Origin of the sequence: Streptomyces sp. NBC_00576, assembly GCF_036345175.1 — a bacterium.
In the GTDB taxonomy this organism is placed as follows: domain Bacteria; phylum Actinomycetota; class Actinomycetes; order Streptomycetales; family Streptomycetaceae; genus Streptomyces.
In genome coordinates, this window is the sequence record NZ_CP107780.1 from 2,089,536 (window position 1) to 2,114,256 (window position 24,721).

Annotated in this window: 20 protein-coding genes; 2 read left to right on the forward strand and 18 right to left on the reverse strand. The window is 71.8% G+C overall.

Annotation, left to right across the window (positions count from 1 at the left end; translation table 11 throughout):
• Window positions 1–14 precede the first annotated feature (14 nt).
• From OG734_RS08890 to OG734_RS08930, 9 genes are all read right to left on the reverse strand, one after another.
• The gene (locus OG734_RS08890; RefSeq protein WP_330286926.1) at window positions 15–4,313 is read right to left on the reverse strand and encodes an amino acid adenylation domain-containing protein; all 4,299 of its coding nucleotides are present in this window, start codon (window positions 4,311–4,313) and stop codon (window positions 15–17) included.
• Window positions 4,310–4,555, reverse strand: a complete 246-nt coding sequence (locus OG734_RS08895) for a phosphopantetheine-binding protein (RefSeq protein ID WP_330286927.1) — start codon at window positions 4,553–4,555, stop codon at window positions 4,310–4,312. The genes OG734_RS08890 and OG734_RS08895 overlap by 4 nt, the downstream gene beginning before the upstream one ends.
• A gap of 44 nt (window positions 4,556–4,599) precedes the next feature.
• A complete protein-coding gene (locus OG734_RS08900; RefSeq protein ID WP_330286928.1) occupies window positions 4,600–6,162 on the reverse strand; it encodes a fatty acid--CoA ligase in 1,563 nt (520 codons plus the stop codon).
• 18 nt (window positions 6,163–6,180) lie between these two features.
• Entirely contained in the window at window positions 6,181–6,681 is a 501-nt protein-coding gene (gene scoD, locus OG734_RS08905) for a (2E)-enoyl-ACP glycyltransferase (RefSeq protein ID WP_330286929.1), read from the reverse strand.
• The gene (gene scoE / locus OG734_RS08910; RefSeq protein ID WP_330286930.1) at window positions 6,678–7,568 is read right to left on the reverse strand and encodes a (3R)-3-[(carboxymethyl)amino]fatty acid oxygenase/decarboxylase; all 891 of its coding nucleotides are present in this window, start codon (window positions 7,566–7,568) and stop codon (window positions 6,678–6,680) included. Before scoE ends, scoD begins: the two co-directional genes overlap by 4 nt.
• A 40-nt stretch (window positions 7,569–7,608) precedes the next feature.
• Window positions 7,609–7,848, reverse strand: a complete 240-nt coding sequence (locus tag OG734_RS08915; protein ID WP_330286931.1) for an acyl carrier protein — start codon at window positions 7,846–7,848, stop codon at window positions 7,609–7,611.
• Window positions 7,845–8,897: a beta-ketoacyl-ACP synthase III gene (locus OG734_RS08920; protein ID WP_330286932.1), complete on the reverse strand. Its 1,053-nt coding sequence runs from the start codon at window positions 8,895–8,897 to the stop codon at window positions 7,845–7,847. Before OG734_RS08920 ends, OG734_RS08915 begins: the two co-directional genes overlap by 4 nt.
• Before the next feature lie 90 nt (window positions 8,898–8,987).
• A complete protein-coding gene (locus OG734_RS08925; protein WP_330286933.1) occupies window positions 8,988–10,343 on the reverse strand; it encodes an MFS transporter in 1,356 nt (451 codons plus the stop codon).
• A gap of 11 nt (window positions 10,344–10,354) precedes the next feature.
• Window positions 10,355–11,107: an aspartyl/asparaginyl beta-hydroxylase domain-containing protein gene (locus tag OG734_RS08930; protein WP_330286934.1), complete on the reverse strand. Its 753-nt coding sequence runs from the start codon at window positions 11,105–11,107 to the stop codon at window positions 10,355–10,357.
• Between the two features lie 318 nt (window positions 11,108–11,425).
• Between OG734_RS08930 and OG734_RS08935 the strand changes: the two genes are divergently transcribed.
• Window positions 11,426–11,947, forward strand: coding sequence for a copper chaperone PCu(A)C (locus OG734_RS08935; RefSeq protein WP_330286935.1), 522 nt, complete (start codon window positions 11,426–11,428; stop codon window positions 11,945–11,947).
• 62 nt (window positions 11,948–12,009) lie between these two features.
• Here OG734_RS08935 and OG734_RS08940 read toward each other — a convergent pair whose 3' ends face one another.
• The 9 genes from OG734_RS08940 to OG734_RS08980 all read right to left on the reverse strand — a co-directional run bounded on the left by OG734_RS08940 (window position 12,010) and on the right by OG734_RS08980 (window position 23,119).
• Window positions 12,010–12,588, reverse strand: coding sequence for a sigma-70 family RNA polymerase sigma factor (locus OG734_RS08940; RefSeq protein ID WP_443065073.1), 579 nt, complete (start codon window positions 12,586–12,588; stop codon window positions 12,010–12,012).
• Window positions 12,589–12,872: 284 nt separating this feature from the next.
• Window positions 12,873–13,604, reverse strand: coding sequence for a hypothetical protein (locus tag OG734_RS08945; RefSeq protein ID WP_330286937.1), 732 nt, complete (start codon window positions 13,602–13,604; stop codon window positions 12,873–12,875).
• 159 nt (window positions 13,605–13,763) lie between these two features.
• Window positions 13,764–14,291 carry a copper chaperone PCu(A)C gene (locus OG734_RS08950; RefSeq protein WP_330286938.1) on the reverse strand — a complete coding sequence of 176 codons (528 nt, stop codon included), beginning with the start codon at window positions 14,289–14,291 and terminating at the stop codon, window positions 13,764–13,766.
• Window positions 14,288–16,567, reverse strand: a complete 2,280-nt coding sequence (locus OG734_RS08955) for a heavy metal translocating P-type ATPase (RefSeq protein ID WP_330286939.1) — start codon at window positions 16,565–16,567, stop codon at window positions 14,288–14,290. Before OG734_RS08955 ends, OG734_RS08950 begins: the two co-directional genes overlap by 4 nt.
• A complete protein-coding gene (locus OG734_RS08960; protein WP_330286940.1) occupies window positions 16,567–16,830 on the reverse strand; it encodes a hypothetical protein in 264 nt (87 codons plus the stop codon). Before OG734_RS08960 ends, OG734_RS08955 begins: the two co-directional genes overlap by 1 nt.
• Window positions 16,831–17,308: 478 nt before the next feature.
• Window positions 17,309–18,643: a cytochrome P450 gene (locus tag OG734_RS08965; protein ID WP_330286941.1), complete on the reverse strand. Its 1,335-nt coding sequence runs from the start codon at window positions 18,641–18,643 to the stop codon at window positions 17,309–17,311.
• Window positions 18,644–18,747: 104 nt separating this feature from the next.
• Window positions 18,748–20,007: a vWA domain-containing protein gene (locus OG734_RS08970; protein WP_330286942.1), complete on the reverse strand. Its 1,260-nt coding sequence runs from the start codon at window positions 20,005–20,007 to the stop codon at window positions 18,748–18,750.
• Window positions 20,004–21,278 carry an AAA family ATPase gene (locus tag OG734_RS08975; protein WP_330286943.1) on the reverse strand — a complete coding sequence of 425 codons (1,275 nt, stop codon included), beginning with the start codon at window positions 21,276–21,278 and terminating at the stop codon, window positions 20,004–20,006. Before OG734_RS08975 ends, OG734_RS08970 begins: the two co-directional genes overlap by 4 nt.
• Before the next feature lie 59 nt (window positions 21,279–21,337).
• Window positions 21,338–23,119 carry a hypothetical protein gene (locus OG734_RS08980; protein WP_330286944.1) on the reverse strand — a complete coding sequence of 594 codons (1,782 nt, stop codon included), beginning with the start codon at window positions 23,117–23,119 and terminating at the stop codon, window positions 21,338–21,340.
• Window positions 23,120–23,415: 296 nt separating this feature from the next.
• Between OG734_RS08980 and OG734_RS08985 the strand changes: the two genes are divergently transcribed.
• Window positions 23,416–24,717, forward strand: coding sequence for an extracellular solute-binding protein (locus OG734_RS08985; RefSeq protein WP_330286945.1), 1,302 nt, complete (start codon window positions 23,416–23,418; stop codon window positions 24,715–24,717).
• The last annotated feature ends 4 nt before the right edge of the window (window positions 24,718–24,721 follow it).

Sequence of the window (24,721 nt, forward strand, 5' to 3'; positions counted from 1 at the left end):
CCGGAGGGCCCCAACTACTTTGCGGGAGTGGCGAGATGGCCGTCCTTCCCGGCCGGCGCGGGCAGCGCTCCGGTGGTGACGCAGTGGTCGAGGTAGCGGAAGACGAGGTCCCGGTCGACGGTCGGGGCGGTGATGCCACTGCCACGCAGTCCGGTCACGACGTTGTCGGTACGGACGCGCCCCAGACGTAGATCGACTCCGGTCGTGTCGTCGGCCTCCGCGTCCCAGGAGTCGAAGAAGGCGAGCGTGGTCGCCGCGACGCCCGATGAACCCGCCAGCTGCGCACGCCACTGGCTCAGCGGCAGCCGGCGCAGCGGATAGCCGTACTCCCGAAGCCAGTCGTAGACGTCGCTCAGCCGTACGGGAGCGACGGCGGCGTGGTTGAACACCGTCGCGGTCCGCGGGCGTTGTCCGAGGCAGAGGTGTACGAGGGTCCGGGCCACGTGGTCGACCGGCGTCCAGGTCTCCTCCTCGAACAGGTCGGGGACGATGCCCGCGGGCACCCCCGCGCGCAGCACGCTCCACAGGAAGTCCCGCTCGTTCACATAGCCCGTGGCGCGCGGGCCGACGACACGGCCGAGCCGGTGCACGGTGACCGGCAGTCCCCGCTCGGCCGCCTGTTCCAGCAGGCGTTCGGCCGCCCACTTCGACTGCTGGTAGCCGTATCGCAGCCCGGGGTGGGGCGGGAGGAACGCCTCGGGCACCTCGGGGCTGAGGCCGAGCGGCGGGGCGACGGAGAGGGTGGAGACGAAGTGCAGGGGGATCGAGCGTGCGGCCGCCAGGCGCAGCAGCTCCCTGGTCGACTCGGTGTTGGCGGCGCGGAGGGTGGCGTAGTCACGCATGATGCTGACCGTCGCCGCGTTGTGGAGGATCGCGCCGCAGGTACGGGCGAGTTCGGCGAAGAGCTTCTCGTCCAGGCCGAGGCGGGGACGGGCGAGGTCTGCGGGAACCGCCGTGATGCGTTTCAGCGCCGCATCCGGAAGGTCGAACCGGTGTATTTCCAGGGCCTGTTGGATGCGGGCGGCGGCCTTGGCCGGGCTCGTGGCGCGGACGGGGCAGACGATCTCCGCGCCGGTGCTCGTGAGGAGTTCGGCCAGCAGGTGTACGCCGACGAAGCCGGTGGCTCCCGTGAGCAGGACGCGGTCCGGTGGGCCGGACGCCCGGATTGCGCCGCCGGGGCGGATGTCCGCAGCGAGGACGGCGTCGGCCGGCAGGGTCGCCGGAAGCCCGGAGGGGGCCGGAACAACGGCAGCTGTCGGCCGCTCCCGCTGCTCCAGGAACCCCGCCAGCTCGGCCGGGGTCGGGTGCTGGAAGAGCCACGCGACCTTCACGTCGCGGCCCAGGTCGACGCCGAGGCGGTTGGCGACCTGGATGGCCTGGAGCGACTGGGCGCCCAGGTCGAACACGTCGTCGCGGGCGGAGAGCGCGGACACGCCGAGTACCCGTTTCCAGGCGGCGGTGACGGTGTGCTCCAGAGGACTGTCGGACACGGCAACGGCCGTACCAGAAGCCGGAGTTGCCGTCGTGAGCGCGTTCCTGTCGGTCTTCCCCGAGCTCGTCCGGGGCAGCCGGTCCAGGAACTCGACGGCCGAGGGGACCATCGCGGCGGGCAGCATCCCCCGCAGATGCCCCCTGATCAGGGACGCGTCCGGGGCGGGCCCGTCCGGGACGACGTAGGCGACCAGGCGTCGCGTCCCGTCCCCCAGCACCTGTCCCACGACAGCTGCGTCACGGACGCCCGAGTGGGCCAGCAGGGCGCTCTCGATCTCGGCGGGGTGCACCCGGTGTCCGCTGATCTTGAACTCGGTGTCGGCCCGGCCCAGGTGGCGCAGTTGTCCGTCCTCGCCTATCCGCGCCAGGTCGCCGGTGCGGTAGGCGCGGGGCGCTCCGGGCAGTCGGTCGAGCGGGGCGAAACGGGAGGCGCCCGGCGGCCGGTCTCCTCGGTAGCCGAGGGCCAGGTTGTCGCCGAGGAGGTGGAGTTCGCCGTCGACGACCGCCGCGCGGGTGCCGGGGAGCGGCAGCCCGATGGGTACGTCGCCCGGTGCGAGGGCGGGGTCGTGGAGGTCGGCGACGGTGGCGACCACCGTGGCCTCGGTGGGGCCGTAGGTGTTCAGTAGCCGGACCGACGTGCCGACGGCCTTGCGCCAGCGGTCGACCCGTTCGGGAAGGGCCGCCTCGCCGCCGATGACGACGGTGCGTACCTCGGCGGGCAGGGCGGCGGCGCCGGTCGAGACGGCGTACGCCAGTTCGTGCCAGTAGGCCGTGGGCAGGTCGAGGAAGCTGATCCGCAGCCCTGCGCACGCTCGCAGGAACCCGGGGACCGACTCGGTCATGTCGTCGCCGCGGACGACGAGGGTGGCGCCCGCGCACAGGGTGAGGAAGATTTCCTCGACGCTGGTGTCGAAGTGCAGGGGCGCGAACTGCAGGACGCGGTCCGTGCGTCGGAGGCCGTAGCGATGGGTGGCGCCGGCGACGAATTGGGCGAGGGCGCGGTGGCCGATCTCGACGCCCTTGGGGCGGCCGGTGGAGCCGGAGGTGTGCAGGACGTAGGCGAGGTCCTCCGGCGTCGGTGCGGTGGGCTGAGCTGTGCGGCGTTCTGGTCGGTCGACCAGGAGTACGGCGTGGTCCGCGAAGTCGGTGGTGTGGGCGACGGTGGTGACGACGAGGGCGGGCCGGATGTCGTCCAGCAGCTCCGCCCTGCGAGCCGGGGGCGCCGTCGGGTCGAGCGGGCTGTAGGCGGCGCCGGAGAACAGGACGCCCAGGATGGCGGTGACGGCATCGATGCCCCGGGGCAGGGCGACGGTCACCAGGTCGCCGCGGCCGATCCGGCGGGCGGCCAGTCGGCGGGCGAGGTCACGTGCCGAGCCGAAGAGTTCCGCGTACGTGATGCCGCGCCCGTCGTGCTCGACGGCGACCGATCCGCCGCGCCGGGCGGCGTGCTCGGCGATCAGGCCGAGCACCGGGCGCACCGGGCCGGGCAGCGGCCCGCCGTCCAGGACGGGGACGGCCGCATGCGCGCGCAGCTCGCCGAGTGGCCGGTCGGGGGCCTCGACCGCTTCCCTCAACAGGCGGAGCAACTCCCCCTGGAGCGCTGCGACGTCCACCTCGTCGTAGAGCTCGGGATTGGCGTCCACCGCGATGCGCAGGCCCGCGCCCTCCGAGCGGTCGTAGACGTTGACCGACAGGTCGTCCACGGGGCCCGCGGAGACGTTGTGGACCGTGCTGCGGTGGCCTGCGAACCGCAGGTCGTACTCGAAGGGCATGATGTTGACGCCCGGCCCGGACAACCGGCGCTGTCCGCCGACGAGTCCGAGGTCGCGCCGCAGTTGTTCGTAGCGGTAGCGCTGGTGCGGAAGTCCGGCGCGCAGTTCGCGGGAGACGCGGGCCGCGAGGTCGCGCAGACTGTCCGACCCGGTGACGGGGACGCGCAGGGGCAGGATGTTGCGGACCATGCAGGGGACGCGCAGCGACACGGAGCCCAGACGTCCCATCGCCGGGAGGCTGAGGACGATCTCCGGGGCGCCGGTCGCGTGGTGCAGGTGGGCTGCGGTGACCGCGAGCAGGACCTCGGACCAGGTGACCTTGAGGTCGCGGGCCACGGTGCGCAGGGTTTCCGTCTGTGCGGCGTCCAGGTCGGTGACCTGGCGGTGGAAGGTGTGTGTGGGCAGGGCCGTACGGCCGGCGGGTGTGGGTACGGGCGGCCGGTCCGCGTACCGGTCCGTCCAGTGGGCGCGGTCCTTGGCGAAGCGGGGCGACTCCCGGTAGGCGCGTTCCTCGTCCCGCACCGAGGCCAGGGTGCCGAACCCGCCCGCCTCCGGCGGATCACCCGCCGTCAGGGCCGTGTAGACCTCGGCGACCCGACGCGCGACCAGCGACAGGCCGAAGCCGTCGAGGGCGATGTGGTGGACGCGGTGGTACCAGAGGTACTCCTCGGGCGCGATCCGCAGCAGGGCGTGGCCGAAGACGGGACCGCGCGCGAGGTCGACGGGGCGGGCCATGTCCTCGTCCATCCAGGCCAGCGCCGCCGCGTGCGGTTCCCGCTCGGCGGTGAGGTCGGCCGTGTGCAGGCGCCAGCCGTCGGCCGGGGCGGCTGTCTCCCCGGGCCGCCCCCGGTCGTCGACGACGTAAGCGACGTTCAGCGCCTCCGTCTCCGCGACCACATGGTGCAGGGCGGCGTCGAAGGCCGCCCCGTCCACGGGCCCGTGGATGTGCACGTACTCGGCGGTGTTGTACGCCGGGCTGTCCGGGTCGAGCTGCTGGCCGGTCCAGATGCCCTCCTGGGCGGCCAGCAGCGGATGGATCGACCCCGTCATGCGCTTCCCCCCTGACGGGCGGCGAGCAGCTGCCACCACTGGGCGAACGAGGTGCGTTCGGCGAGTTCGACGAAGGTCACGTCGACGCCGGTCCCCCGCCACCGTTCGATGAGGGTGACGATGCGCAGGGAGTCCATTCCCGCGTAGAGAGGGTTCTCGTCGAGGTCGACCTCGTCGGGCTGCTGGTACAGGTACTCCGCCAGGTCCGCGCGGAAGCCCTCCAGCGTGAGGGGAGCGGGCATGTCGTCATCTCTCCAGTAGGGCCGGATCTCTCCGGTAGGGCCGGTCAGTTGACCTTGCGCGCGGAGTCGCCCCAGAAGCGGTCGCGCAGTTCGCGGCGCAGGACCTTGCCGCTGGGGTTGCGCGGGACGCTGTCGATGAACTCGTAGCGGGCGGGCAGCTTGAAGCTCGCCAGCTGCGGTACGAGGAAGGTGTGCAGGTCCCTGGGGGTGGGCTGCTCCCCGGGGGCCGGGACGACGAAGGCGTGCACGTACTCGCCCCAGCGTTCGTCGGGAGCCCCGACGACGACGGCTTCGGCCACGCCGGGGTGGCCTTCCAGCACGTTCTCGATCTCGGCCGGGTAGACGTTCTCCCCGGCGACGAGGACGGCGTCCTTGATGCGGTCGCGGATGAAGATGTAGCCGTCCTCGTCGAGGTAGCCGGCGTCCCCGGTGTGGATCCAGCCGTCGACGAGGGTCTCGGCGGTCTTCTCGGGCAGCCCCCAGTACTCGACCATGTGCGCGGGAGTGGCCAGACAGACCTCCCCGACCGCGCCCGGCGGCAGTTCGCGCCCTTCACCGTCGATGACCTTGCTGCGCACGCCCGGATACGGTCGTCCCGCGGCCTGCATGAGCGAGCCGCCGGGGATGTGGGCCGCCGGTGGCAGGCAGACGGCGGTGTTGCCGGTCTCGGTGAGGCCGTAGATCTGGGCGAACTCACAGTCGAGGACGGCGAGACTCTCCTCCAGCAAGGTCTCGGAGATCGGGGAGCCGCCGTAGACCGTCTTGCGCAGGGTGGTGAAGTCCGTTGCGCCGACGCCCGGTTCGGTCAGCATCATGCGGAGCATGGCGGGGACGACACAGGCGGTGGTGATGCCGAGGTCACGGATCAGGTCGACGGCCTGGCGGGCGGCGAAGGCACGCATCGCGACCACGGTCGTACCCGCGTTGAAGTTCTGCGTCGCCCACCACAGGCCGCCGATGTGGAAACCGGGGATGCCGATCAGCGCGATGTCACCGGCGCGCCAGTCGATCCAGTCCAGGCCCTCGCTCGCGAGGGCGTCGCGGATCGCGAAGAAGCTGCGGTGGGCGAGCACGACGCCCTTGGGCAGTCCGGTGGTGCCGCTGGTGTAGAGCTGGGCGACGGGGGTGTCGGGGGTGGCGCTCTGCGGCAGGTCCGTGTCCTGGTGGGATGCCTTCCAGGCGACGAAGCGCGCGCCGAGCGCGACGACCGTCTCCGGGGGCGCGGTCGGCATCTTCTCGACGATCGGCGCGAACTCGTCCTCCAGGAACAGCAGTCGGGTGCCGGAGTCCTGGAGGATGTGGCTGACCTCGGGTGCCGCGAGCCGCCAGTTGACGGGGACGAGGACGGTGCCGCTCTTGGCGCAGCCGAAGAGGATCTCGTAGTAGTGCTCGGACTCCTTGCCGAGGTACGCGACCCGGTCGCCCGGCACGAGTCCGGCGGCCTTGAGGGCGTGAGCGACGCGGTTGCTCTCGCGGTGCAGTTGCTCGTACGTCAGGGTGCGGCCCTCGCAGCGGACCGCGGGGGTGGCGGGCTGGTGCCGGGCGTGGAAGCTCGTGGTCTGGACGAGCGTCCGGAGTTGCGGGTGGTGGAGCCTGTTCGTGGGCATGGGCCTCTCGCCTCGCTGTCAGGGGACGTTGACGAACGCCAGGGTCGCCTCGCCGTCGCAGCGGCCCGATTCGGCGTCCCGGTAGCGGAAGGCGGTCTCGGCGTGCAGGAACGGGCGGGCGCCGGCCGGGGCGCGCCGGGTGACGGACCGGAATTCCATCTCCCCCGAGAACGCACGGGGGTTGACCGGCCGTCGGAAATTCGAGGAGAAGCGGGCGATGAGAATGTCCGGGAGCTGATGCTTCCAGAAGTCGTCCAGCGTCCAGGAAGCGAACCCCGTCTGCAGTCCTTCCTTCACGGACTTGGCAACGAGGTAATACATCATCTGGTTGTAGCAGATGTTCACCTCGACGGAATTCAGATGGCCGGTGTCGTCGATGTAGCACGACTCGGGAATCACGAACTCGCAGCGGGCGGCGGCCTGTCCGGCGTCGTTCACGGTCACCACGCCCGAGCGCAGGTACTTGCAGTGCTCCTTGTAGGGCTCCAACACCCGGTCGAGCAGCGCCTCGTCGGTCATGCCGCCCTGATCCCGTCGTGCAGCCTGCGCTCGTCGTGCACGGTCACGCGGTACGAGACGGTCGGCTCCGGCGTGCTCGTGTGCCGGGCGCGGTGGATGAGGCTGCGGTTGTCCCAGATCAGCAGGTCGCCCCGCTCGAAGCTCTGGAGGTGGATGTTGCCGTGCTCGAAGGTCTCGTCGAGCTGGCCGGTGGCCTCGAACAACCGCTTGAGCAACTCCTCGTCGAGCGGGTTGGCGTCCTGGTCCTCGATGCCGACGGTGAAGCCCTCGCTGATGTAGAGGATCGTCTCGCCGGTCATGGGGTGGGTGAACGTGGTCGGCTGGACGACGGCAGGGGTCTTCTGCTCTACCTCGTCGATGATCTCGGAGAGGGGACGGTAGACGTCGTGCGGCCGTATTTTGAAGTATTTGCGCACAGAGTGCCGGCAGTGGGTTCCGTCTATTTCCTTCTTCAGATTCTCGGGCAGCCTTTCGTACGCCCGGCCCATGTCGATGAAGTACGTACCGCGGTTCTTCTCCGGAATGACCTGCGGGTAGATCAGGGTGATCCCAAAGGGGTCGGGCATGAACTGGTAGTCGGCGTGCCAGAATTTACCGGTTTTCGGTACGCCGATCTGCTTGCCGTTCTCCGGCACGTTGGAGGAGACGAATATCTCCGGGACCTCCGGGTGCTTGTACATCGGTTCGTAGTAGGTCTCCGGGCGGCCCAGCAGCCTGCCGAGGTCGAGGAACTCCTGCGGGGAGAGGTGCTGGCCCTTCAGTACGGCGATCTTCTTCGTGTAGACGGTGCTCTTGAGGGCGGTGATGTCGGCATCGGAGGCGGTGGTGTGGTCGAAGCCCTCGACCGTGGCACCGATCGCGTTACCGGGCTGTTCGTTGATCCGCACGGGGTGCTGCCTTTCGGTATCGCGTGGTGGGGAAGGAAGTTCAGACGGTTGTCTGTCGGGCGTCGACGAGACCGGCGATCTCGCGGAGGGTGAGATCGGGCTGGAGTTCGTGGTCGCCGACCGTGACACCGAGGTCGCGCTCGATGCGGATGCTGATCTCGACCGTCGTCAGCGAGTCGACGTCCAGTTCGCCGAGGGTCGCCTCGGGGCGGATCCGGTCGGCCGGGGAGTCGTGGAGTCTCGCGAGGATGTCGACGAGTCGCTCGTAGGTGGTGGTCATGGCGTCGTCCGTTCTTGGTGGGGAAGCGAGGGCCAGGTCAGAAGGCAGGAGCCCCAGGTGAGGCCGCCGCCGAAGGCGGTGAGCAGCAGCCGGTCGCCGGGCCGGACCGTCTGACGGGCGGCAGCGTCGGCGAGGGCCAGCGGGATGGACGCGGCACCGGTGTTGCCGACGGACTCGACGTGGGTCACACAGCGCTCCCGGGGCAGACCGAGGTCGTCGGCCACCGAGTGCAGGATCCGCAGGTTCGCCTGGTGGGGTACGAAGTGGTCGACGTCGTCGGTCTTCCAGCCGGCCCTGGAGAGGGTGGCGCGCGCCGACTCGGCCATGCGTGTCACCGCGTGGCGGTAGACCTCCTGGCCCCGCATGGCGAAGTGCCGGTCCTGGTGGCTGGGTTCGCCCGGCCGGGAGCGTTGGCGGGAGCCGCCGGCCGCGACCGTGATCAGGGCCTCGTGGGCGCCGTCGCTGCCGAGGTCGAAGTGGCCGACCGCGCCGGGCTCACCGGGGTGTCCGGCGCGCAGGACGACGGCTCCGGCGCCGTCGCCGAAGATGATCGCGTTGGCCCGGTCCAGCGGATCGACGATCGTGGAGTAGGTGTCCGCCCCGATGAGCAGGACCCGCCCGGCCACGCCGGCCGCGATCAGCCCGGCGGCCGAGGCGAGCCCGTACACGAACCCTGTGCACACGGCGCCGATGTCGAAGGCCGCCGCTCCCGCCAGACCGAGCCGTGCGGCGACCGAGGGCGCGGTGGCCGGGCAGGTGCGGTCCGGAGTGGTCGTGGCGACGACGACGGCGTCGACCCGGTCCGTCCCGTTCGCTGCGGCGGCTGCGAGAGCCCGGCGGCCCGCCTCGACAGCCAGGTCGGAGGTCGCCTGCCCGGGATCGACGACGTGCCGCTGCCTGATCCCGGTCCGGGTGCGGATCCACGTGTCGTCGGTGTCGAGCCGCCGCGCGAGGTGTTCGTTGGTCACCACGCGGGACGGCACCCATCCGGCCAGCCCGCACAGGACGGCGGCCGGTGGAGTGGAAGGACCGGCGGTGGTAGGGGACATGGGAGTTCTCCTGGCACGGCGGAGGACGGACCGGGCGGCCCGGGCGGCCCGGACGACTGATGGGCAACTGGAGGAAGGTGGAGGGCGCGCTCAGGGACCGGTGGTCCGGCGGCTGACGAGCAGTGCGAGCGCGCCGCAGCCGATGCCGGCCGCGATCGCGAAGAGGGCGGTACGGATGCCGTCGAGGAGCCCGGGGCCGGAGGCGTTCTGCCCGACCCCGCCGGCGAGGGCGACCAGCACGGCGAGGCCCACCGCGCCGCCCACCTGCAGGGATGTCGACGCCATCCCTGAGGCGACGCCCTGGTCGCCGGGGGCCACTCCGGCGGACGCGGCGATCCACATCCCCGTCCACGCGGCGCCCTGACCGAGGCCCAGCAGCACGATCCCCGGCAACAGCACCGGGTACGAGCCGGCCGAGGTGAGCCCCAGACCGAGCAGCGTGGCTCCGGCGGCGCCCAGCACCATGCCGCCCACGAGCATCCGGCGTACCCCGAAGGCGGACACGGCCCGTTCGCCGGCCTGTGTACCGACGGCCACGACCACGGCAGGCACAAGGAACGCGAGCCCGGTCGCGACGGCGCTGTAACCGTGGACGGTCTGGAAGTAGAGGGTCAGGAAGTACGGCACCGAACTGAACGTGGCGCTGAACAGGGCGGTCACCGCCATGGCCACCAGCAGCCCGCGGTGGGCGAACATCCGGGCCGGGACGAGTGGTTCACGGGATCGCCGTTCCACGACGGCGAAGACCGTCAGCAGACAGCCGGAGAGCGCCGCGCTCGTGAGGGTCGCCGGTGTGTCCCAGCCCTCCGCCGGGGCCTGCACCAGCACGAACACCAGAAGGGTGACTCCGCCCGTCGCAGCCAGGGCACCTGTCACGTCGAAGCGCCGCGAGCGGTCCCAGGGCCCGTCCGCGGGGAAGAGCAGCCATCCGGCCACCGCGAGGGCTCCCGCGATGGGCACGTTGACGAAGAACACCGACGGCCAGCCGAACGCCTCGACCAGGACCCCGCCCAGCAGGGACCCGAAGCAGAGTCCGCCGGCTCCGGCCGCGCCCCACACCGCCAGGGCCCGGTTCCGTTGCGGTCCCTCGTCGTACAGGGTGTTGATCAGGGACAGTGTCGCAGGGAACAGCAGGGACCCGCCGATGCCCTGGACCGCCCGGACGGCGACCAGGACGCCGGGTGTCTGCGAGAGTCCGCCCACGAGGGACGACCCCGCGTACAGCAGCGCCGCGAGGACGAACATCCGGCGCCGCCCGAGCAGGTCCGCGGCCCGGCCACCGAGCAGCAGGAAACCGCCGGTGGCCACGACATAGGCGCTCACCACCCACTGCAGGTCGTGGTCGGAGAAACCGAGCCCGGCGCCGATGTCGGGCAGCGCGACATACACGATGTTGTAGTCGAGGGAGATGACGAGCTGCCCCGACGCGAGAACCAACAAGGACATGACCCCGGTCGTCATTCATCCCCCATGAGCCGACGGATCTCGGTGATGAGGGCGACCAGCGCCCGGCGCTCCGCAGCGGTGGTTTCCGGGTGCCACAGGTCGATGAGCAGGCAGGTGCGGGGGCGGGTGCCCTCGTTGCGCGCTTCGTGCTCGAAGGAGTAGTCGAAGAGCAGGCACTTGCCCTCTTCCCAGGAGCGCGTTTCTCCTGCGACCGTGATACTGCAGCCATCCGGGATGTCCACGGCGAGATGCAGGTTGATGCTGAAGTTCCACAGATCGCAGTGGGGTTCTATGCGGGCGCCCGGCAGCAGGGTGGAGAAGTGACATTCGAGGAGAGGACAGATCTTCTCCGTGTCGACGGCGACTTCTTTCAGAATCCGATGAGCGGTGGGAACCGTGGTCGCCGACTCCTCGACGAGCCCCCCCTTTCGGAACAGGTAGAGGGCCTGCCAGTTCTCCTGTCGGGTCAGATAGTGCTGGTAGTCGGAGAACGCCTCCCGGCGCGCCGACCATGCGATGTTCAGCTCTTCCTTGATCGCCTGATGGCCGGCCTCCAGTCCACGGACGACGGGAGCCAGTTCGGGGTAGGCGTAGGGGTCGTGCCAGGGAGTGGGAGAGAGCCCCGGCATGATCCACTTGGCGGCTTTCTGCAGCGGCTGCCGTTCACCCCGGCCCGGCTCCAGCATCCGCTCGACCCGAGTGATCGATTCCGCACCGAACTCGGCTCTGACCGCGGCGAAGGCGTCCTCCACCTCTGGTGTCACAGGAGGCTGCCGATCGCCGCCGCGCAGGGCCGCCACGGTTGTCTGCGTTTCACCTGTGCCGAACCGCCTTCGCCCGAAGTCCCGCGCCCGGGCCCGTCGACCACGCACGGCGGTCGGCGGACGGTGAGTCGCGCTGTCGGACTAGTAGTCGGTCGCCGACGGGTTCGAGTTCCCGCGCTTCCGGCTCAATTTCCCTCGTTGCGGCGGCACTTGGGGAAACGTGGTTCCGGAGGGGGCCTTCCCCGCCGGCACGGGCCGGAACCGGCCGACTCGGCGGAAGCCGGGAACCTGGCAGGACCGCGCTCCGACCACTGACACATGGAGCTGCGAAGCCTGATCCGAGTGCCGCGCGGGATGCGGAACACGCCGTTGGCCGGCGCCCTGTGGGCCGTCGTACCGCCGTTGGGCGCCTCCTTCGGCGCGCTGGCCCTGCTGGTGGGCTACACCGCGACCGGCGCGGCGGGCGATCCGCCGCCCAGGATCGAGGTCGTCGACGCGCGCATCATCGCGGCGCCCGCGGGTTCCCGCTCCACCGCCGCGTACTTCGAGATCCACAACACAGGTTCGTCGAAGGACACGCTGCTGTACGCGGACTCACCGGAACTGGGGATCAGTGTGCTCCGCCGTACGGTCCGCCGGACCGGGACCGGGCGCACGGATCCCGTCTGGGCCGTGGGTGTTCCGGCGGGCGGGACGGTGCGTATGGCGCCGGGCGGACTCGGAGTGGTGATCCTGGATCCCCCGGTCCTGGAGGCCGGCCGGACCGTGCCGTACACCCTGTGGTTCCGGCAGAGCGGGCGGGTCGTCGTCCGGGCGACCGTGACCGAGGGCGCGAGGTGAGTCAGCGGGCGGGGAGGGGGTGCCGGCGTCCCGCGTCCGCCGGGGCGCCGGCACCCCGGTCGTCACGCGGCCACGGCGGCCGGGACGCGCGGTTCCTCCGCGTCGGCCAGGAGTTCGACGAGGGTCGCCCGGGCTCTGGCGACCCGTGAACGGATCGTCCCTACGGGGCAGCCGCTGAACTCGGCGGCCTCCTCGTAGGGCAGCCCGGCCAGTTGGGTGAGGACGAAAGCCTGGCGGCGCTCGGCGGGCAGCTCGTCCAGCAGGTCGAGCAGGGCCACGCCGTCGTCGAAGCCGGGCAGCCCGCTGGGCTGGGCCCGCTCGGCCCATGTCGTCCAGTCGTCCACGTCGGTCACCCGCGGCCGGGCGGCGGCGTACCGCAGGCTGTCGACGACCGTGCGGCGCGCGATGGACATCAGCCACGTACGCGCCGACGAGCGCCCCTCGAACCGGTGGAGGCTGCCGAGCGCCCGGAGGAACGTGTCCTGCGTCAGGTCGTCGGCCATCTGACGGTCGGAGGAGAGGTAGGTGACATAGCGGACGACTTCGGGATGCAGGGCCCGTACGAAGCGGTCGACAGCGTCGGGATCGCCGGTACGGGCGGCGAGGGCCCAGACGGTGGCCGGGTCTTGGGGCGCCGATATGGCCTCGGCCTGATCCGGCGCCGTGCGGCCCGCTTCGCGCCTTCTGCGCGAAGCGGGGAGGACAGGAATGATCACCTGATGTCCTTCTCGGGTGGTCCGGGACCGGGCACTGCGGCGCGCGCGACGGCGCCCTGACGCGCTGGGCGCGCGGGCTGCCACCGCGGAGAGGCCCCGGACGGGAGGAGTGGGATCGAGCCGTACGCGCAGGACGTGTAGGGCCCGGACCCGAAGCCAGGACGCCGGCGACGCGGCGCTCGTGAACGGCCTCAGGGAAACCGGCTGTCTCAGACGACAGCGATCCCGGCCGGAGGCCCCCGGGAGACGATCGAGTGCGCGAACGTCAGCCGTCGCACCCGCTCCGCGCGTTCACCAGTCTGCCGCGGGCGCGGCCGGTGCGGCGGGGTGGGCAGAACGACGAGCGGCAGCCGCAGCGGAGCGGCCAGCCACCCGGCGACGGCGCGCAGGACTCGGAACGCGGCCCGTTCGCCGTACGCCAGCCACAGACCGCTCAGCAGAGCGGCCAGCGTGTGGGCGGCGAGCATGCCGAGCGACGAGGTGCCGCCCGTATCGTGCGCCAGATGGCCGAGGTGGTCGGCGTGCGCGGAGTGGCCCATGCCCATGGCGCTCATGCCCATGGCGCTCATGTCCATGGAGCCCGAAGCATCCATGGAACCCATGGAACCCATGTCCATCGCGTCCATGGCCATGCTGCTCATGCGGTGCGCAGCGGAGTCCGAGCCGGACCAGGCCGCCCCCAATGCCGCCGACTGGACGAGCGAGAAGGCCGAGTGGAGCGCGCCCTGCGCGAGGACCACGGCCGACACCACCAGCGGGAGCCCGCGTTCACGGGCCGCCAGAGACCAGCCGAGCCCGCTCGTGGCGGCGAACCCGGCGGCCATCGTCCACCAGGGCACGGTGGAGCCGGACATCAGCACGTGGCCGAGGGCGGCGAGCAGCACACAGACGGCCGCGAACACGCCGGCCCGTACCGTGCGCACACCCCGCCCAGCAGTCATGACGGCCTCATCCTCGCATCGATGCCCGGCTCGTCACGGGTGCGTACGCACGGCACCCAGGCCCAGAACTCAGCCCCGGGACAGGGACGCAGGACATGCCACCGCACCGGAGCCGGGCGGATGGCCCAGCCGACCACCAACCACCCGGGTCCAACCGGGTCACGTACCACCGTCGCTCCCCGGCTGGATCACCGCCGCGAGCGTCTTCACCGCCCCGCCGCGCTCGAAGTGCAGGGTGAACGCGACGAGGTCCCCGGGCTGCCAGCCCGCCTTCACCGGCACGATCACGTCGAGACTCTTCGGGGACATGGCGATGCTGTCGCCGGCCAGTACGGCGACGGAGGCCACCGTCTGCGCGGAGGCCGAGCCGGCGCCGGTCATGCGATGCCGGCTGAGAGTGAGCGAGCCCACGCCGACCTCGGTCGACGTCACCTTCAGCAACCGGTCCGCCGAACCCCCGCTGTTGGTGATCCGGAAGAAGGCGGCCGTCTCCTGGACATCGCCGACGGGCAGGAACATTTTGCCCACCGTGACCGTGACGCGGGCCGGGGTGCCCGCGCTGCCGTACGCGGTCCACGCGCTGAGCCCGCCGAGGGCGAGCCCGCAGGCGGCGACGGGCGCGAACGCGGCGAGGAGGGTGTCGGTGAGCCGGCGGCGGTCCGGCCACCACGGCCGTTGTCCGGTCATCGTGCGCGCCCCCGAACAGAAGAGGCCGGGGGCTGCCAGGCGCGCAACCGCAGGCTGTTGGCGACGACCAGCACCGAACTGGCGGACATGGCCGCCGCGGCGAGCATCGGGTTGAGCAGCCCGACCATGGCCAGCGGAACGGTGACGACGTTGTAGCCGAACGCCCAGACGAGGTTGACGCGGATCGTGCCCAGCGTGCGCCGGGCGAGGAGGACCGCGTCCGCGAGCGCCTCGATGTCGCCGCGTACGAGTGTCACGTCGGCGGCACCGATGGCCACGTCCGTCCCGGTGCCCATGGCGATCCCGAGGTCGGCACCGGCCAGCGCGGCGGCGTCGTTCACGCCGTCGCCGACGACCGCGACCCGGTAGCCCTGCTCCTGCAACTCCCGGACTAGCTCGGCCTTGTCCTCGGGCGTACGGCGGGCGTGCACCTCGTCGATGCCGAGCGCCTCGGCGACGGCCCGGGCGGGCGCCTCGCGGTCGCCGGTGGCGAGTACCGGACGCACACCGAGCCGCCGCAGCCGGTCGACGGCCCGGTAGCTTCCGGGCCGTACGACGTCACCGATCTCGATCAGCGCCTCGGCCACCCCGTCCACGCGCACGAGCACGGGCGTGCGGGCGACGGCTTCTGACTCCGCGAGTGCCTTCTGCAGTACGTCGGTCAACTCGCCGTCCGGCGCGAGGAGTTCGACGAGCCGCTCCTCCACCTGCCCGCGCACCCCCCGTCCGGGCAGGGCACTGAACTCGCTCACGTCCGGCAGCCGCTCCCCGCCCGACTCCCGCCGGGCGTACGCGCACACAGCCCGGCCGAGCGGATGCTCCGACCCCTGTTCCACGGCCGCCGCCAGCCGCAGTACCGCGTCACGCCCGAGCCCGTCCGGTACGGCGGTGACCCGGGCGACGCTCATATGCCCCGAGGTGAGCGTGCCGGTCTTGTCGAGAACGACGGCGTGGAGATGCTGAAGCCCCTCCAACGCCTGCGGCCCGGTGACGAGAACACCCAGTTGGGCACCTCGTCCCGTCGCGGCCATCAGCGCGGTCGGCGTCGCGAGGCCCAGCGCACACGGGCAGGCCACCACCAGAACGGCCACGCACGCGGTGATCGCCGCCTGCGGATCGGCACCGGCGCCCAGCCAGAACCCGAGCGCCGTGACGGCCAACGCCATGACGACGGGCACGAAGACACCGGCCACCGAGTCGGCGAGCCGCTGGGCCCGCGCCTTCCCTGCCTGGGCCTCGGTCACCAGCCGGGTGATCCGGGCGAGCTGGGTGTCGGCCCCGACAGCCATGGCCCGCACGAGCAGCAGCCCGCCCGCGTTGACGGCCCCGCCGACCACGTCCGAGCCGGGGCCGACCTCGACGGGCTCGCTCTCACCGGTGACGAGGGACAGGTCCACGGCGGAACTGCCCTCCACCACCTGCCCGTCGGTGGCGACCCGCTCCCCCGGCCGCACGACGAAGACCTGGCCGACCCCCAACTCCTCGATGGGCAGGAGCCGTTCGGAGCCGTCGCGGTCGCGGACGGACACCTCCTTGGCGGCGATCCGGGCCAGCGAGCGCAGCGCCGCCCCGGTCCCGTGCCGGGCCCGCGCTTCCAGGAAACGCCCCGCGAGCACGAACAGCGGTACGGCGACGGCCGCTTCGAGATAGATGTGCGCGACGCCCTCCGAGGCGGTGGGCACGAGAGTGAACGGCATCCGCATGCCAGGATCACCGGCGCCCCCGAGGAACAGCGCGTACGCCGACCAGGAGAAGGACGCCACGACGCCCAGCGACACCAGGGTGTCCATGGTCGCGGCGGAGTGCCTGAGCCCTCGTACCGCCCGCTCGTGGAAGGGCCAGGCGCCCCACACTGCGACGGGCGCTGCCAGCACGAAGCACAGCCACTGCCAGTTGCGGAACTGCAGCGCCGGGGCCATCGACAGAACGAGCACGGGCGACGCGAGCAGTGCGGTGACGACGAGCCGGTGCCGCTCCCGCTGCCGTTCCGCGTCCTCGGATTCACCGCCGTCCGCGGCCTGCTGCTCCTTGCTGCTCCTGGGCGGTTCGGGGAGGGCGGCCGTGTAGCCGGCCTTCGTCACGGTCGCGACGAGCTCCTCGGGGCTGACGTCCGCCGGATGACTCACCCGGGCGCGCCCGGTGGCGAGATTCACGGTCGCCGTGACCCCGTCCAACTTGCCGAGCTTCTTCTCGACACGGGTCACGCAGGCCGCGCACGTCATGCCGCCGACCGTCAGATCAGTGGTGACCAGGGTGGTCACCGGTTCCGCGCTCATCAGCGGCCCCCCTCGGGCATGCCGTCCATGCCTCCCATGTCTCCCGTGCCTCCGACGTCTCCGGCTCCGCCGCCGTCTCCGCTCGTGCCGGTTCCGGTGCCGTGCATGCCGGGCGCGACGGGTCCCGAGGCGGTACCGACGGCGTAGGACACCGTGAAGATCAGGGCCAGCAGCAGGAGGAAGCCGCAGAGGGCGGGCGGGGGCGCCGCCGTCCTCAGGGCCGCGCTCGCGCCGGGTAAGGAGGATTGCCGGGACTCGTCCATCAACCGCGTCTCCAGGTCACGTCGTACGACGTCGGTGGGTCGCGCCGTACCGCTTCAGTAGTCGGGCGGCCCGCCGGCGAAGTTCCGGCACGTGCTTGTGCCACGCGTCACACTGAGGGCGACGGCCCGTCGTTCACCGTCGGCAGTAACTGTTTGTGACCGGGGTACAGCAGAGGGCGTCGATGGCGTCGAGGGCGCGGGATCTCCTGGTGCAGGATTCGGTCGATGCCACACTCCGACGGATCACCGGATCGGCTGGAGGGCGGCCCCCCCGGCACAACGTCCGAACCAGAGGAACCTGAACAGGATCAGCCCCATGGGACGCCGAACCTGGCCTACGGACCAAGTCCCCCGTCCCGCCCCTTCCACACACCCGGGTTCCTGGTCAGACAGCGCGGCGGCGCCCCGGCCCTGGGAGGCGACGGGCATTCTCGCCGGTGCGCAGGTCGAGGACAGCGCACCGCTCGCTGCTGTGCGGTCACGCGCCCGCTGCTTCACCGTTTCCCGGCCGGACCGGGCAGCCGCCGGCAGGTGTCGCGGGGCCGAGGCCGGAGACGGCGGCAGGCGTGGTCCGCGGGCCGCTGGTGTGGGCGTCCGAAGTCGGGGTGAAGGCGACGTCCAGGCGGGTGAGGCCACGGAAGTTGAGGCTGCGCTGCCACCGCGGCGGCTCGGTGCTGTCGAGCCGCAGGTCGGGGAGGCGCGTGAGGAGTGCCTCCAGGACGATCGCGCCCTCCAGCCGGGCCAGCGCCGCGCCGAGGCAGAAGTGCGGACCGTGTCCGAACGCCATGTGCCGTCCGCCGGATCCGGACCGCTCGAAGTCCAGCGCATGGGGATCGGGGAAGACGGCCGGATCCCGGTTGGCGGCGCCTGCCACCAGGAGCACCGTCTGCCCCTCGGCGATCTTGCGGCCCGCCAGGTCCAGATCGTGCCGCGCCCGGCGCAACATCAGCTGTACCGGGGCGTCGTAGCGCAGGAGTTCCTCGACCGCCGCGGGCATCAGCTCGGGGCGGCGGCGCAGTTGGTCGGCCGCGTCCGGGTGGCGGAGCAGGGCGAGGGTGGCGTTGCCGATGAAGTGGGTGGTCGTCTCGTGGCCGGCGATCAGCAACAGGGCGCAGTTGGCGAGGAGTTCGTCGAGGTCCTGGTCGCTGTTCCCGGCCTGGTCGGTCACCGTGGCGCGCAGGGTGTCGGGGGCCGGCGGGGTGTCCTGGCGGGTGAGGAGGTCACGGAGGTACGCGAGCATGTCCGCCATGCTCTGCGAGGCCTCGCGGTTGCGGTCCGCGTCGAGCCGGGAGTTGCCGATGGCCTCGGCGACCGGCTCTGACCAGGCGGCGACGACGGCTCGGTCCGCCTCCGGTACGTCGAGGAGGTCGCAGATGATGGTGAGCGGGAGGGGGCGGGCGAGGTCCGCGACGACGTCCATCCGGCCGGTCGGCGCCGCCCGCGTGATGATCCCGTCGACGGCTTCGACGATCCCGGCGCGAAGTTTCGCCACCGCTCGCGGAGCGAACGCCTTGCTGATCAGGGCCCGCAGGCGGGGGTGGTCGGGGACGTCGTTGTAGAGCATCTGCCGGCTCAGGACCCGGGCCAGCGGCCGCAGTTCCTCCGGGACGGCCTCGATGTCGGGGTAGCGCACCGAGGACAGTCCCGGGTGACCTGCCGCGCTGCTGACCACCGCATGCCCGGTCGCGATCCAGGCGCCCGTGCGACGGTCCCAGAAGAGGTCGTCGGCGCTCCGGAGTTCTTCGTAGAAGTCGTAGAGACGCTCTTGGACTTGGGGCCGAAAGGCCGACAGAAGCGATGAGGGGGTGCGCATCGGGCCATTCTTTCAGTCCTGTTGGCGGGGATTCCGCTTGGCTGGGATTTCCGCCTGGCTGGGATTTCCGCAAGCCGCCGGGACGGGGCGTCACACCGTGGAAGTCACCCGATGTCGACCACTCGCGCCCACGCGGGCGGCGAGTCCGGCACATAGCGATCGTCCTCGTCCTCGCCCCACGACCGGACGGGCCGCCGCCGGAGCGTGTGCTGCCGGGGAAACAGGCCCACCACCGTCCGGCACGGTGGCCGAGTGTCCGGCCAGGGCGTCTGGCCGTCGGTCAGCACCACGACGACGTCGGGGCGCGGGCTCGCCCGCAGGGCCTTGGCAAATCCGGTGCGCAGGTCCGTGCCTCCGCCGCCCATCAGGGGGATGCCTTCGGCTCGGCACAGCGGGTGCACGATCCCGGCCGACGCGTCGCACGGCAGCACGGTGACGAGGTCGCGTCGGCCGCCCACCGCGCGGGAGATCGCCGTGACCTCCAGCAGCGCGCTGCCGAGTTCGGCGTCGCTCACCGACCCGGAGGTGTCGATGATCACGGAGACCCGGGGCGGTCTGCGCCGCAGGCTCGGCAGTACGACGCCGGGCAGGCCGGCGGAGCGGCGCGACGGCCGGCCGTAGGTGTAGTCCTCGCCCACGCCGCTGTCGGAGGCCGCCGAGCGGACCGCCGCCCCGAGCAACTCCCGCCATGGCAGCGGCGGATGGAACGCCTCCTCCGCCCATCGCCGCCACCCCTTCGGGGCATTCCCGGGGCGGCCGTTGATGCCCTGCGCGACCCGGAACCGGACCGCGTCCCGTTCCTGCTCGCTCAGTCCGTGCGCGCCGTTCGGCCCCAGTTCCCATTCCCGGCCCAGTCCGTCGGCGCCGCTGCCGCAGTCCAGCCAGGACAGGCTCAGTGTGTTCGGCCCGAGCCGGAAGCGGCGCAGGTACTCCTCCATGAGTTCCCCCGTCGGAAGTCCCAACGCCTCTGGCTCGACCGCGCCTTCGGGGTGGACGAGCCCGTCGCCGAACGCGTCGTCGTTGATCTCGCAGTCCGCGGCGATGTTCATCCGCAGCCGCTCCCCGGAGCCTGTCAGCCCATGCTCCCGGGCGAAGCGGTCGCTGCGCCCGTGGTGGTCGCGCAGCAGGTGCGACACCTCGTGCACCCACACCCCGGCCAGCTCCTCGACCGGGGTGCGGTCCACGAACGACGGTGAGACATAGCACCGCCAGTGCCGGTCGACGGCCATCGTCGGGACCTGCCGTGACTCGACCGGGTGCAGGGCGAACAGCGCCGTGGCCAGGTACGGCCGGGCCCGGACTGCGTGCAGCCGAGCGGCGAAGAGTTTGTCGAGGTCCAGGGTCCCTGGCGCGTAGGCGTTCATCGGCCACCGGCCGATCCGGCCCCGATCCGGCCCGCCACACGGTCCGCCGCCCGGTCCGCCCGCCGCGACAGGGACACCACTCCGGCGAGCTGCTCGATCGCCTCCGGAACGTCCCAGTTCTCCTGACGCAGCGCGGCCAGGGTGGTCGCCGGGACGACCACCAGGTCCGGAGCCCCGGTCTCCAGCGCCCGGACCAGCAGCGCCCACGCCGCGTCCCAGCGGGACTTCTCCGGGCGCCCCCGGACCGCCGCCACCACACCGTCAAGTACGGCCTGGCGCAGGTCGCCCCGCTGGGGCAGGACGGCACTCGCCGGGTCGGCGAGCAGCGTCTCGGGGTCCGGGAGGTCCATCCGGTCCAGGCTCGCCAGCAGTTCCAGCCCGGGACCGTCCCCGACCGCGCCTCTGACCAGCAGCGAGAGTACCTCCCGGGAGGAGCCGGCGGCGGTCGCGAAGGCGATCAGGCTCAGGGTCATGTCCCAGCTCCGGGGTGACGGCCAGGCGCCGCCCCGGCGCGTCTCGTTGCCGGGCAGTTGGTGCACGAGTTTGGGACGGGCGGCGAGGAGCCCGCACACCGCGCGGCGGGCGAAGTCCACGGCCTCCGACAGCCTTTCGGGCGCGAGCAGCGGCAGGGTGGCCCGGGGCCAGGTCCCTCCGAGGCCGCGTACGACGACCTCGTGGTCGTGGGTCCACTGGAGATGGACGAACCGGTTGGCCAGCGGCGGGCTCAGTTCCCAGCCGTCGGCAGCCGAGGACCGGGGGTTGGCGGCGGCCACGATCCGTACGCCGGGCGGCAGTTGGAGGGCGCCGATCCGCCGCTCCAGGACCAGCCGGAGCAGGGCGGCCTGAACGGCCGGCGGTGCGGTGGACAGTTCGTCGAGGAACAGCAGCCCCCGGCCGGCCCGTACGAGTCGTACCGCCCAGTCCGGCGGGGCCATCGGAACGCCGTGTGTCGCGGGATCATCGCCGATGACGGGCAGCCCGGAGAAGTCGGACGGTTCGTGGACACTCGCGATCACCGTGGTGAGGGGAAGGTCCAGGGCCGTGGCCAGCTGTGTCAGGGCCGCGGTCTTGCCGATCCCCGGCTCACCCCACAGCAGTACGGGCAGGTCGGCGGCCACGGCCAGTGTCAGCGCCTCCAGTTGGGTGTCAGGGCGGGGTTCGGTGGTGGTGTCGCGCAGGAGGGTCAGCAAGTCGGCGGCGATGTCGAGTTGGGGGGTGGGGGACGCGGTTGCGGGAGTCTCGGGGGCGGCACAGCGCATACCTATGGACATGTTCGATCACCTTTTGTGTTCGTCGTTGGGGGTGGGTGCTGGGGACGGCCGTCCCCAGGTCAGCGGAAGGTCGCCTGGCGCGGGCGGTAACGGTGGTCGCGGGTACGAGGGCCATCCGGGCGGACGTGGCCGGAAGCGGGCCCGGGTCCGATCAGGCCCGCCCTGAACAGTCCGTAGGTGATCCGTCGCTCGGCGGCCCGCTCCAGTTCGTCGCGCAGGGCGCCGCCGCGCAGCACCGCGTCGGGGCCAAGCAGGCCTTCTACGACGGCCAGCGCACCGGCGATGTCCCCGTGGTCCAGGCGTTCGCGGACGCCGGTGAGGCATTCCGGGTGACGGTGGGCCTCGTCGATGGCCTGCAGGCAGGGCAGTGGCGTACCGGTCAGCTCGACCAGGAGTTCCTCCCGGCGGATCTCGGCCGGGTCGTGGTCCAGCGGGGCGAGCACCCCGTCGACCAGGCCGATCCGGTGCCGGGCACCCCGGCACTCCACGAGACGCGGCTCACCTTCCCGGTCCGGGGTCCGGGGTGGGCGGGTGGGTGGACGGTCCGGTACGAGTGCCGAGGCGACCAGCGGGTGCAGCCGGTCCGCCTCGATCGCGCCGGCCCGGATCAGTTCCAGGTCGGGCAGCACCCAGGTCGCCGCATCGGGCAGGACCGGCAGCCCGGAGGCGCCGCCGTCCGTGGGCGCCGCCGTGATCCGCAGCGTGGGCGGCGCACTGCCGTCGGGCGCCGCGCCCAGGTCCAGGAGCAACCGGTGCCGGGCCCCGAGCCGCACGATGACAGTGCCCGCGCCAACTCCGGTTCCGGAACCGGTGCTAGTGCCCACGCTGGTGCCCGAGTCCGCGCCATCTCCGACGCCGGAGCCGATGCCAGTGCCCACGCTGGTGCCGGAGCCCGTGTCAACTCCGGCGCCGGTGCCCGAGCCGGAGCCAGTGCCGGCGCTAGTTCCCGCGCCGGTGCCCGAGCCAACGCCAACTCCGTTGCCAGTGCCAGCACGGGATCCGGAGCCGAAGCCCGTGCCCGTGCCGGAGCCCGCGCTGGTGGCGGAGCCGGCGCTGGTGGCGGAGCCGGCGCCAGTCCCGGCGCCGGTACCAGTTCCGCTGCCCGTCCCGCTGCCGGTGACAGTCCCGCCGCCAATCCCGGCGCCTGCACCAGTGCCCGTGGCCCCGCCGTCGGCCCGGAGCAGCAGCCACGCCTCAACCGCCCACCGGTCTACGGCACAGCGACGCGCCTGCGGCATCTGCGGCAGGAGATCCGCCGACGGCGCAGGACAGTCGCCGCCGGGTGGCCGGTCGGCCCCGGAGCGGATTCGTAGTTCGTCGGTTCTGCCCGCGTCCCACAGGTGGCGGTGCAGGTCGAGGCGGAACCGTCGGCTGGGGTGGGGGTGCGGATGTCGGCGGGCGCCCGCGTCCGCTTGGGTCGCATCCCACAGCGTGAGGCTGATCCGCTGGCCGGCGTCCGCCCAGGCCGGCGGAGTCCGGGCCACGAGGTGCACCGGGTGTGCGTCGGCCGGCCCGGTGGCGTCGTACCGGGCCAGGCTGATCGTCAGACCCGGGCGCAGCAGCCCGTCGGGGGCGATCCTCGGCAGGTGCCAGCGCAGCAGGTCGGGTACCAAGTGTCGGAGATCGGCGCGGAGTTGGGCCGCGAGTTCGTGGCCGTGGGTGCGTGCCACGGACCGCAGGTTCAGATCGACATCGATGCCTGCGGCGGCACACGCGCCCGCCCAGTCCCCGGCCAGCCTGCGAGCCGTCGCGGTCTCGATCATGGACGGCGGCACGGCGAACTCTCGCACGCGCGGCCAAAAAGAGAGGTGGGTGTCCCCGTACGCGTTCCCAGTGAGCATCAGCACTCACCTTGCGCGGACGGGACCCCCATTCTGCCAACAGAGTGAGTGGTCATCGTGCGGACGGTATCGATCCCCGGCCGCGGTCCGCCACCTCTTTTTCGCCTGCCCTTTCACCTGACTTTTTGCCTGCACCCTTTCACTCGACCTTTCGCGTGAATACGACAAAACATCGCAAATCAATTTCGCTACAAGTTCCGAAATTATTCGTGACGGGTCCGCCACTCGGCCGAAATACCCCACTCGTAGCTTTTCCGCCATCAGCCCCCGGCACAATCCCTGCACAGGAGCCCCGGATGCCCAACCCCTCCCGACGCGGCGCCCTCAGGCTGACCGCGGGCCTGGCTCTCGGGGGCGCTTTCGCCCTCACGGGCTGCGGACGCAGCGACGACACCGCCGCCGCGACAGCCACCGCCGCACCCGTCGACGCCTCCCCAGCCACCGGCACCGTCACCCTCTGGGCCGCCCAGGGCGATGCCGACGTGCTCGACAAGGTCATCAAGCCCTTCAAGACCGCGAACCCCGACGTCACCGTGAAGGTGACTCTGATCCCGAACGGCGAGTACTACACCAAGCTCCAGTCGGCGATCGCGGCCGGCAAGGGGCCCGATCTGGCCCAGTTCTTCCCCGAGTCGCAGTCTCAGTTCCTCGACCCGTCGATCCTGCGGCCAGTCCCGGACGGCCTCGTCGACAAGGCAGGCTTCTTCGAGAGTCTCTGGGCCGCGGGCGTCGTCGGGGACGTCGCCTACACGGTCCCCTGGTACGCCTACACCTACGCCCTCGTCTACCGCGCCGACCTCGCCAGGAAGGCAGGCGTGAAGGCACCGTCCAAGTGGGACGAGACGGTGCCGTTCCTCAAGGCGCTCCAGGGCGCCGGCGCGGGGCGCGGCCTCGGGGCCGACATCGGCTGGGACATCTTCAACGGTCAGGACGTCGCGATGTACGCCTGGCAGGCCGGCGGTTCGCTGCTCTCGTCCGGCGGGAAATGGACCCTCGACACCCCGGCGATGGTCGACGCACTCCAGTACAACGCGTCGTTCTTCACCTCCGGCACCGCCGACACCAGCGGGCCCACGTTCCTCGACGCGCAGCCGTACTTCGTGTCCGGCAAGACCGCCATGATGATCACGGGGCCGTGGGTGATCGGACAGCTCGACGCCGCCGCGAAGAAGGACGGCTGGACGGCCGCCAATGTCGCCACCGCACCGCTGCCCGCCGGGGCCTCGGGTAGCAAGTCCTTTTCCGCCGGGGGCAGTTGGGGCGTGCTCGCGGGCGCAGGCAACGCGGACTCGGCGTGGAAGCTCGTCCGGTATCTCACGGAGCCGAGCGCCCAGGTCGCGCAGTACAAGGCGTACAGCTCGCTGCCGGCCGTCATCTCCGCCTGGGACGACCCCGCCATCGCGAACCAGCCGCTCCTCGACGCCTTCCTCACCCAGCTGAAGAACACCCGGGCCTTCCCACAGGTGAACACCTGGCAGCAGGTCGCGACCCGGCTGGGCAAGGAGATGGAGGCCGTGGCCAAGGGTACGGAGACCGCCGCGAAGGCCGCCGCGAACGTCCAGTCGTACGCCGACAGCCTCGGCACGGGCGCGAAGTGAGCCG